This is a genomic window from Allobosea sp. CER48 (genome assembly GCF_044752385.1).
GTDB lineage: Bacteria > Pseudomonadota > Alphaproteobacteria > Rhizobiales > Beijerinckiaceae > Allobosea.
Map to the genome: position 1 here is coordinate 1 of NZ_JBIWYK010000093.1, position 9,072 is coordinate 9,072.

General features: G+C 66.6%; 9 protein-coding genes. 6 read left to right on the plus strand and 3 right to left on the minus strand.

Translation table 11 applies throughout. The annotated features are described in order from the left end of the window. Nucleotides 1-741 (plus strand): TonB-dependent receptor domain-containing protein (locus ACIPIA_RS05745; protein ID WP_400507536.1); only part of this gene is annotated, 741 nt, incomplete at its 5' end. Between the two features lie 55 nt (nt 742-796). Here the strand turns inward: ACIPIA_RS05745 and ACIPIA_RS05750 are convergent. The 3 genes from ACIPIA_RS05750 to ACIPIA_RS05760 form a co-directional block, all read right to left on the minus strand. Next, nucleotides 797-1,624 carry an RNA methyltransferase gene (locus tag ACIPIA_RS05750; protein ID WP_400507538.1) on the minus strand — a complete coding sequence of 276 codons (828 nt, stop codon included), beginning with the start codon at nt 1,622-1,624 and terminating at the stop codon, nt 797-799. Between the two features lie 186 nt (nt 1,625-1,810). Next, on the minus strand, nt 1,811-2,950 hold the full coding sequence (locus ACIPIA_RS05755) for a dipeptidase (protein WP_400507539.1): 1,140 nt from the start codon (nt 2,948-2,950) through the stop codon (nt 1,811-1,813). A gap of 145 nt (nt 2,951-3,095) precedes the next feature. After that, on the minus strand, nt 3,096-4,346 hold the full coding sequence (locus ACIPIA_RS05760; RefSeq protein ID WP_400507541.1) for an NAD(P)/FAD-dependent oxidoreductase: 1,251 nt from the start codon (nt 4,344-4,346) through the stop codon (nt 3,096-3,098). 265 nt (nt 4,347-4,611) lie between these two features. Here ACIPIA_RS05760 and ACIPIA_RS05765 point away from each other — a divergent pair, with 265 nt between their 5' ends. The 5 genes from ACIPIA_RS05765 to ACIPIA_RS05785 all read left to right on the plus strand — a co-directional run. Continuing rightward, nucleotides 4,612-5,592: a hypothetical protein gene (locus ACIPIA_RS05765; RefSeq protein ID WP_400507543.1), complete on the plus strand. Its 981-nt coding sequence runs from the start codon at nt 4,612-4,614 to the stop codon at nt 5,590-5,592. 45 nt (nt 5,593-5,637) lie between these two features. After that, complete coding sequence (locus ACIPIA_RS05770; RefSeq protein ID WP_400507544.1) at nt 5,638-6,321, plus strand: glutathione S-transferase family protein; 684 nt, start codon at nt 5,638-5,640, stop codon at nt 6,319-6,321. Nucleotides 6,322-6,357: 36 nt separating this feature from the next. Then, nucleotides 6,358-7,041 (plus strand): ribulose-phosphate 3-epimerase, encoded by a 684-nt coding sequence (rpe, locus tag ACIPIA_RS05775; protein WP_400507545.1) that lies wholly within the window; start codon nt 6,358-6,360, stop codon nt 7,039-7,041. A gap of 140 nt (nt 7,042-7,181) precedes the next feature. Next, on the plus strand, nt 7,182-8,489 hold the full coding sequence (purB, locus tag ACIPIA_RS05780; RefSeq protein ID WP_400507547.1) for an adenylosuccinate lyase: 1,308 nt from the start codon (nt 7,182-7,184) through the stop codon (nt 8,487-8,489). A gap of 39 nt (nt 8,490-8,528) precedes the next feature. Further along, nucleotides 8,529-9,072: RBBP9/YdeN family alpha/beta hydrolase (locus ACIPIA_RS05785; protein WP_400507549.1), on the plus strand; the 544-nt coding region annotated here is incomplete at its 3' end.

Sequence of the window (9,072 nt, forward strand, 5' to 3'; positions counted from 1 at the left end):
GTCTTCGCGCAGTGGGCCAAGACCTTCCGCGCGCCGACGGCGAACGAACTCTATGGCCGTTTCGGCGGACCGGGCACCTATCTGCGCGTCGGCAACCCGGATCTGCGTCCGGAAGAAGGCAATGGCATCGACGTCGGCGCCCGCTTCGGCGACAAGCAACTCGGCGGCTCGATCACCTACTTCTATTCGAAGTATCACAACTTCATCGAGCAGCAGCAGATCGCCCCTCCCGGCGGCCTCTATCCGCAGGGTGGCATCGTCAGCTTCCGCAACATTCCGCGCGCCGAGATCCAGGGCGTGGAGATCAACGGCCAGTACGCCTTCGCGCAGAACTGGCTGGTGCGCGGCTCCTTCGCCTACACCCGCGGCGTCAACAAGACCGACAACACCTTCCTGAACTCGATCCCGCCGGTGCAGGGCATCCTCGCCATCGCCTACGGCACGGATTACTGGGGTGCCGAGGTCTCGACCAAGCTCGCCGGCAAGCGCGACGACGTCGCGGCGACGACCGGCACCAACCAGGGCTTCCGGGCACCGGGCTATGCGATCTTCAACGCGACGGCGTGGTGGCGCCCGATGCCGCAGATCGCAGACCTTGAATTGCAGGTTGGCGTCTACAATATCTTCGATCGCAGGTACTGGGATGCCGTCAACGTCCCGACCGGCGTTCTGGCCCAGGCGCGAGACTATTACAGCGAGCCGGGCCGCACTGTGAAGGCGACGTTGAAGTATCAATTCTGACCGGGCGTTTCGAGACCCCCCGACCAGAAGAGCCGGCCCTTCGGGGCCGGCTTTTTTATTCCGGGGTCGGCTCCGGCGCCTCGGCTTGCCGCGCCAGCAGGCGGGCCTTCTTCGGCCCTTCGACCAGCGACTTGAAGACACCGCGCAGCGTGCGGGCCTCCTGCTCGGTCATGTCGAGCCGGTGCAGGATGTCGCGCAGGTTCGCCGTCATGACCGGCTTCTTGCCCGCCGGGAAGAAGCCGCAGAGATCGAGCTCGGCTTCGAGATAATCGAACATCGACAGGATCATCTCGCGTTTGGCCGGCGGAGACGGGTTGTTCTCGCGGAAGGGCGGTTCGCCGCCGGTCGTCTTGAACCACTCATAACCATTGAGCAGCACGGCCTGCGCGAGATTCAGCGAGGCGAAGGCCGGGTTGACCGGGAAGGTCAGGATTGCGTCGGCGAGGCTGATCTCCTCATTGGTCAGACCGATGCGCTCGCGCCCGAACAGGATGCCGACGCGTTCACCGGAGCCAATGCGGCCGGCAACGTCCGGCATCGCCTCCGCGGGTGTCACGACGCGCTTCATCTGGCCGCGCTCGCGGGCGGTCGTCGCCAACACATGGTTGAGGTCGGCGATGGCCTCGGCGGCGCTGGCGAAGAGACGGGCGTTCTCGAGGATGTGCGTGGCGCCGGAGGCGGCCGCAGTCGCGCCCTTCTTGAGGCCTCCGCCGCTCGGCCAGCCGTCGCGCGGGGCGACGAGGCGCATCTCGGAGAGGCCGAAATTCGCCATGGCGCGCGCGCACATGCCGATATTCTCGGCGAGCTGCGGCTCGACCAGGATGACGATGGGGGCAGGGGCCTGTACGGCCGGGCGGGTGCGGTCGGTGCCGGAACCGGTCATGGGAGAATCAGGTCTTGTCTTCGTGATGAGGCTTGCATCGAGCCCCGATCGGCGAGGCGCGATGGCACGCTCATACGTCATGCTCGCCCTTGTGGCGAGCATCCACGCCGTGAGCCCACGTCCGACAAGGAAAGACGTGCATGGTCAGGGCGCGGGGCAGCCTGGCCATGACGACGCCGGAAGCGCTCAGCCTGCCGCCTGCTCGACAGCGCGCAGCACCCGCAGGGTGTTTCCGCTCGCGAGCTTGGCGAGGTTCTCCTCCGACCAGCCACGGCGGATCAGTTCGGCGATCACCGACGGGAAGGTCGTGGTGTCTTCCAGCCCGTTCGGATTGACCCAGCCGAAGAAGTCCGAGCCGATGCCGACATGGTCGTGGCCGATGCGCTTCGCGAGATATTCGACATGGTCGCAATATTCCGGCAGCGTCGCGGTCGGGCGGGGGCCGGATTTCGCGACGATCTCGGCCTCGACCTTCGCGTAGTCCACGCCGTCCGGCGTCTTGCCGTACTGGTCCTTGGCCGGGCGGTGCCAGTCGCGCGAGGCCTGGCTGATGAAGTCCGGCACGAAAGTCGCCATCACGACGCCGCCATTGGCCGCGACGCGGTCCAGCACGTCGTCGGGGACGTTGCGCGGGTGGTCGCAGAGCGTGAAGGCGTTGGAATGCGACCAGACCACGGGCGCGCTGGACACGTCGAGCGCGTCATGCATGACCTTCGGCGCGACATGGGCGAGGTCGATCACCATACCCAGCCGGTTCATCCGGCGCAGCACATCCTTGCCGAACGCGGTGAGGCCATTGTGGCGCGGGGCGTCGGTGGCGGAGTCGCACCAGTCGGTGGTGTCGTTGTGGCAGAGCGTCATCAGCCGCACGCCGAGATCGTAATAGGCATCGAGCGCGTCGAGCTCGCCGTCGAGCGCCGTGCCGTTCTCGATCGTCATGAACAGGGCGATGCGCCCTTCTGCCTTGGCGGCCTCGACATCATCCGCGGAGAGCCCGGGGCGGAAGACGTCGGCATGGCGCTTGAGTATGTCCCGCATCAGCGCGATCTGGGCGAGCGCGAAGCCCGCGGGCCTGGCCTGCTTCGGCGGCACATAGGCCGCGAAGAACTGCGCCGCCATCTTGCCAGCCTGCATGCGAGGGATGTCGGTGTCCCCCTCGGCATGGACCTTGTCCAGGCCGTAGGTGGCGACATCGCCCTTAGCCCTGGCATCCTTGCGGATGACATAGGGCAGGTCGTTATGGCCGTCGATCAGCGGCACGCGATCGAGCAGCGCGAGCGCGGCGGCGTAGGCATTGTCCTGGACGGGCGGTTTGGCGAGGGCCATGGCGAGGTCTCGGTCGGGAATCGGGAGCCGGATCGTGGCAGGGCGCAAGCCGGCAGGCGAGAGGCCCCGGCGCAGGGCTGTCATCACGCGCGCGCCGCAGCAAGTCACGCTGCAGCGCGCCGGGACGACACCCTCGATCGGCGCTTCAGACGAAGCGCGACGGCGCGAAGGGCGCGGGATCGACGAAGACCTTCTGGCCGCCCACCATCTCGGCCACCATGCGGCCCGTTACGGCGGCGAGAGTCAGGCCGTGATGGGCGTGGCCGAACGAGAACCACAGGCCCTTGTGCTTCGGCGCGGGGCCGATGATCGGCATCATGTCCGGCGTGCAGGGCCGGCGGCCGAGCCAGGGCTCGGCATCCAGGCGCTCGCCGAGCGGGAAGAGCGCCTTGGCGATCGGCTCTGCCCGGGCGAGCTGCACCGGCGTCTTGGGCGCGTCGCGATCGGCGAACTCGGCCCCGGTGGTCAGGCGGATGCCCTGCTGCATCGGCGCGAGGAAGTAGCCACGCTCGGTGTCGAGCACCGGATGGTTGAGAACGGCGTTGCCCTGCGGCTTGTAATGCATGTGGTAGCCGCGCTTGACCGCGAGCGGCAGCCGATAGCCGAGCTTGTTCGTCAGGACATCGGCCCAGGGGCCGAGCGCGACGACGACATCCTTCGCCTGCGCCTTCGTGCCGTCGGCGAGGGTGACGGTCCATTCCGCGCCGTTCTGCGTCAGCGTCGCGGCATCGCCGAGGGCGAGCTTGCCGCCGAGCTTCTCGAACAGCGCGACATAGGCCTTCGACAGGCCGAGCGGATCGATGACCGTGACGGGATCGGTCCAGTGCAGGCCGCCGATCAGGCTGGAATGATCGAGATGCGGCTCCTCGGCCTTGAGGGTCGCCATGTCGAGGGCACGGAAGTTCACGCCGAATTCGCGCTTCCAGCGAGCGGCCTCGGCGAGGCGCTCTTCGCGCTCCCTCTCGGTACGGAACACCTTCATCCAGCCCTTGCGGCGCAGAAGCTCGGTGGCTCCCGCTTCCTGCGCGAGCGCGTCATGCTCGGTGACGCAGTGCTCGATCAGCGTCGCGTATTTGTGGGCGATCGCCTCGTGATGAGAGGCGCGCGAATGCATCCAGTAGGAGAACAGGAAGGGGGCGAGCTTGGGGATCGCGCTCCAGTGATAATGCGCGTCGATGGTGTTGTTCATCGCATAGCGGATGAGCGCGCCGAAGTCGTGCGGGAAGCCGTAGGGATAGACGCCCTCGCGCTGGATCAGGCCGGCGTTGCCGTAGCTGGTTTCCTCGCCTGGCCCGCGCCGGTCCACGAGAAGCGCGGAGCGACCGGCCTTCTGCAGATGGAGCGCGACCGAAATGCCGACGATGCCGGCGCCGAGAACGATCGTATCCACCTTCATGAAACTGCTCCTGCCAGCCCTTTTCCCCGCAAAATACCGGTTTGCGCCCGGTTGTCAGCGGCGCGACCGGATTTTGCGTCGGATCGGGAAATCTTTCGCAAATTCTGCGCCATCTCCGCCAACTTGATCGATCCATGCGGCCACGCGGCACGGAGGGCGCAATTTTATGCCGGCGCAAGACCGCCCAGCTCCCGGTGCAGGTGACGCCTCCCGCGCGATAGGCCAGTGTGCGGCTCTTTCGCGAACGATTCCAGAGCCCAAGCCGATGCGTCCAGTCGCCCTTCTCGCCGCCGCGCTCGCCTGGCTCGGGCGCTACGGCACGCAAGGTTTCGCGCTCTCGATCTTCCTGGGCCTGGCACTTCCGCAGTTCTCCGCGGCGGCGCGGCCGGTGCTGCCGATCACCATCTTCTGCTTCACCACCGTCGTCTTCATGCGGGTCGATCTCGGCATCACCGCAAGTCTGCTGCGCCGGCCGGCGAAGCTCGCCGCTTCCTGCCTGTGGCTGATCACCGGCCCGGTGCTGCTGATCGGCGGGGCGCTGCTGATCGTGGGCCGAGAGAACCTCGACCCCGGCATCGTGCTTGGGCTCGCGATCATGGGCGCGGCTCCGCCGATCATGTCCTCGCCGGCCGTCGCGATCCTCTATGGCTTCGAGCCCTCGCTGATCATTGCGAGCGTCATCGTCACCACGATCCTGAGCCCGATCATCGCGCCGCTGCTGGTGGAGCTTCTCGCCGGAGCGGCCGTGCCGCTCGACCGCTGGGCGCTGATGCTACGGCTCCTGGTCTTCATCGGTGGTGGCATGGCTGTCGCCTTCGCGCTGCGATCATGGCTCGGCATCGAGCGGATCAGGGCGATGAAGGCCAATCTCGATGGTTTCGGCGTACTGATGTACTTCATCTTCGCCATCGCCGCGATGGATGGCGTCACGCGCGCGGCGCTCGAAAACCCCAAGCTCGTCCTGTTCGTGCTGGCCTGCGTCTTCGCGGTCTCGACAGCGGGTCTGGTGTCGAGCTGGCTCGTGCTGCGGCTGATGCCGGCATCCGAGCGCTTCATGATCGGCTACGGCACGGGCCAACGGAACATGGGACTGCTGGTGGCGGCGCTGGGCGCGGGCGTCTCGCCGACGACCTTCCTGTTCTTCGCGCTGGCGCAATTCCCGATCTATCTGCTGCCGTGGCTGCTCGGCGGCATCGCGGGGCGGATCCGGCGCAAGGAAGCCCGCCAGGCTGCTGACGGGCGGTGACGCTGCGCACTGCGAGGTTTTCGGCTGCCGCAGGAGAACCGCGCCATGATCACACTCCATTCCGGGCCGTTGAGCCTGTTCTCGCGCAAGGTCGAGATTGCGCTGAAGGAGAAGGGTCTCGCCTTCCAGCGTATCATGGTGCCGTTCAACCAGACGACGGGCTATGATCCCAAGCATCCGGAGGTGATCGCGCTCAATCCGAAGCGGCAGGTGCCGGTGCTCAGCGATTGCGGGCTGGTGCTCTACGACTCCACCGTGATCAACGAGTATCTCGACGAAGCCTATCCCGAACCGAAGCTGATGCCGGATTCCCCGGTAGAGCGGGCTCGCTGCCGGCTCGACGAGCTCTATGCCGACGAGATCATGCTGCAGGCGCTGAGGCCGCTGATGCACCGCACGAGCCCGCCTTCGCCCGACCGCGATCGCCGCATCGCGCTGGAGGCTGACGCGCTGATCGCCGAGGACACGCTGGCCCGGCACTACGAGGTGCTGGAGCAGAAGCTGGCGGGGCGCGAGTTCTTCGGTGGCAGGCTCTCTCTGGCGGACATCGCCTTGTTCATGACCGTGCTCTTCGCCCGCAGGCTTGGCGGGCCGCCGCTCGACGGCCATGAGGCCCTGGCCGCATGGTTCGCGCGGCTGAAGCTACGCCCGGCCTTCGCGCAGGTGGTGGCGGAGATCGCGGAAGCCGACAGAAGGCTGTCCTTTCCGGTGAAATTGCGTTCCGCCTGATTGCAGTGGCGGCCCGGCGGGGCTAAATCCCCGGCCATGACCCGCCCCATCCGTATCGCCCCTTCGATCCTCTCGGCCGATTTCTCCAAACTCGGCGAGGAGGTGCGCGCGATCGATGCGGCTGGCGCCGACTGGATCCATTGCGACGTGATGGACGGGCATTTCGTGCCGAACATCACCTTCGGGCCGGACGTGCTGAAGGCGATCCGCCCGCACACCCAGAAGTTCTTCGACGTGCATCTGATGATCGAACCCGTCGACCCATATGTCGAAGCTTTCGCCAAGGCTGGTGCGGACCTGATCTCCTTCCATGTCGAGGCCGGGCCGCATCCGCACCGTACGCTGCAGGCGATCAAGGCCCAGGGGAAGCAGGCCGGCATCGTGCTCAATCCCGGTACGCCGGCGAGTGCGGCCGAGGCACTCATCGAGGATGTCGACCTCATCCTGCTGATGACGGTCAATCCCGGCTTTGGCGGGCAGAGCTTCATCCGTTCGGTGGTCGAGAAGGTCGCGCAGGTGAAGGCGCTGATCGGCGACCGTCCGATCGCGCTCGAGATCGATGGCGGCGTCACGCCAGAGACCGCGCCGCTTGTCGTGAAGGCCGGGGCTGACGCGCTGGTCGCCGGATCGGCCGTGTTCAAGGGCGGTCCTTCCGCCTATGCCGGAAATATCGAAGCGATCCGCAAGGCGGCCGAGGCTGCACGCGGCGACTGGGTTTGACAGTATCGCAGCCCTCATCCTGAGGAGTTGCGAAGCGGCGTCTCGAAGGATGCTCCAGAGAGCGCTGGATCATCCTTCGAGACGCGCTCTTTCAGAGCGCTCCTCAGGATGAGGGCTCATTGGGTGATAAGGACGAAACGATGATCCCGCGCTATTCCCGCCCCGAGATGGTCGCCATCTGGGAGCCGCAGACCCGGTTCCGCATCTGGTTCGAGATCGAGGCGCATGCGACCGACAAGCTCGCCGAACTCGGCGTGGTGCCGAAGGAGGCTGCCGCGACGATCTGGGCCAAGGCCAGGGACGCCGTGTTCGATGTCGAGCGCATCGATGAGATCGAGCGCGTCACCAAGCACGATGTCATCGCCTTCCTGACGCACCTGGCCGAGATCGTCGGGCCGGAGGCGCGCTTCGTCCATCAGGGCATGACCTCGTCGGACATCCTCGACACCACGTTGTCTGTCCAGCTCGCTCGCGCCACCGACATCCTCATCGCCGATGTCGACGCGCTGCTGGCGGCGATCAAGCGCCGCGCCTTCGAGCACAGGCTGACCCCGACCATCGGCCGTTCGCACGGCATCCATGCCGAGCCGGTGACCTTCGGTCTCAAGCTCGCGCAGGCCTTTGCCGAATTCGATCGCTGCCGCGCCCGGCTGGTTGCTGCCCGCGCCGAGATCGCGACCTGCGCCATCTCCGGCGCCGTCGGCACCTTCGCCAATATCGACCCGCAGGTCGAGGAATACGTGGCGCAGAAGATGGGCCTGACCGTCGAGCCCGTCTCGACGCAGGTGATCCCGCGTGACCGCCACGCGATGTATTTCGCGACGCTCGGCGTCGTCGCCTCCTGCATCGAGCGGCTGGCGATCGAGATCCGCCACCTGCAGCGGACCGAGGTCTATGAGGCGGAGGAGTATTTTTCGCCGGGCCAGAAGGGCTCCTCGGCGATGCCGCACAAGCGCAATCCGGTGCTGACCGAGAACCTCACCGGTCTTGCCCGCCTCGTCCGCGGCATGGTCACGCCAGCGCTGGAAAACGTCGCGCTCTGGCACGAGCGCGACATCTCCCATTCCTCGGTCGAACGCATGATCGGCCCGGACGCGACCGTGACGCTCGACTTCGCGCTGGCGCGGCTGACCGGCGTCGTCGACAAGCTGCTGGTCTATCCGCAGAACATGCGCAAGAACCTCGACCGGCTCGGCGGCCTGCACAATTCGCAGCGCGTGCTGCTGGCCTTGACCCAGGCCGGCGCCAGCCGCGAGGATGCCTATTCGATGGTCCAGCGCAATGCGATGCGCACTTGGGAGCACGGCGAGGACTTTCTCACCAACCTGCTCGCGGACAAGGATGTGGCAGCGAAGCTCTCCGCTTCGGAGCTGAAGGCGATGTTCGACGAGGGCTATCACTTCAAGCATGTCGACACGATCTTCCGCCGGGTGTTCGGCGAGGCGTGACGCTCTGGACTTCGGCGTCGGCAGGTCTATCTAGGCCTGATGAAATCCTCCGACGTCGATATCCTCATCGTTCCCGGCTGGTCGGGCTCCGGGCCCGACCATTGGCAGAGCCGCTGGGAGACCCGGCTCAAGACCGCGCGTCGCGTCGAGCAGGACGACTGGTACAAGCCGTCCCGCCATGTCTGGGCCGATCAGATCGTCAAGGCCGTGCGTAGTGCGACCCGCCCGGTAGTGATCGTCGCGCATTCGGCCGGCTGCAGCGCCGTCGCCTTTGCAGCCGAGCATCTGCACCCCGGTGAGGTCGCCGGTGCCTTCCTGGTCGCCCCTGCCTCCGAGAAGGCGAAGGGGGCGGTGCCCGGCATGGGGCCGGATTTCATCGCGCATCGCCGCGAGAAGCTGCCGTTCCCTTCGGTGCTGATCGCGAGTGCGACCGACCCGTACTGCACCCAGGACGAGGCGCGGGAGCTCGCGGAGGCCTGGGGCTCGGAATTCGTGGATGCCGGCGACAGCGGCCACCTCAACAGCGAGTCCGGACATGGCCCGTGGCCGGATGGCTTGCTGCGTTTCGCCGGATTCCTGAAGA

Coding starts and splice junctions, on each gene's coding strand:
- ACIPIA_RS05750 (WP_400507538.1), bottom strand. CDS start 1,624: ATGACCGGTTCCGGCACCGACCGCACCCGCCCGGCCGTACAGGCCCCT.
- purB (WP_400507547.1), top strand. CDS start 7,182: ATGATCCCGCGCTATTCCCGCCCCGAGATGGTCGCCATCTGGGAGCCG.
- rpe (WP_400507545.1), top strand. CDS start 6,358: ATGACCCGCCCCATCCGTATCGCCCCTTCGATCCTCTCGGCCGATTTC.
- ACIPIA_RS05755 (WP_400507539.1), bottom strand. CDS start 2,950: ATGGCCCTCGCCAAACCGCCCGTCCAGGACAATGCCTACGCCGCCGCG.
- ACIPIA_RS05765 (WP_400507543.1), top strand. CDS start 4,612: ATGCGTCCAGTCGCCCTTCTCGCCGCCGCGCTCGCCTGGCTCGGGCGC.
- ACIPIA_RS05760 (WP_400507541.1), bottom strand. CDS start 4,346: ATGAAGGTGGATACGATCGTTCTCGGCGCCGGCATCGTCGGCATTTCG.
- ACIPIA_RS05770 (WP_400507544.1), top strand. CDS start 5,638: ATGATCACACTCCATTCCGGGCCGTTGAGCCTGTTCTCGCGCAAGGTC.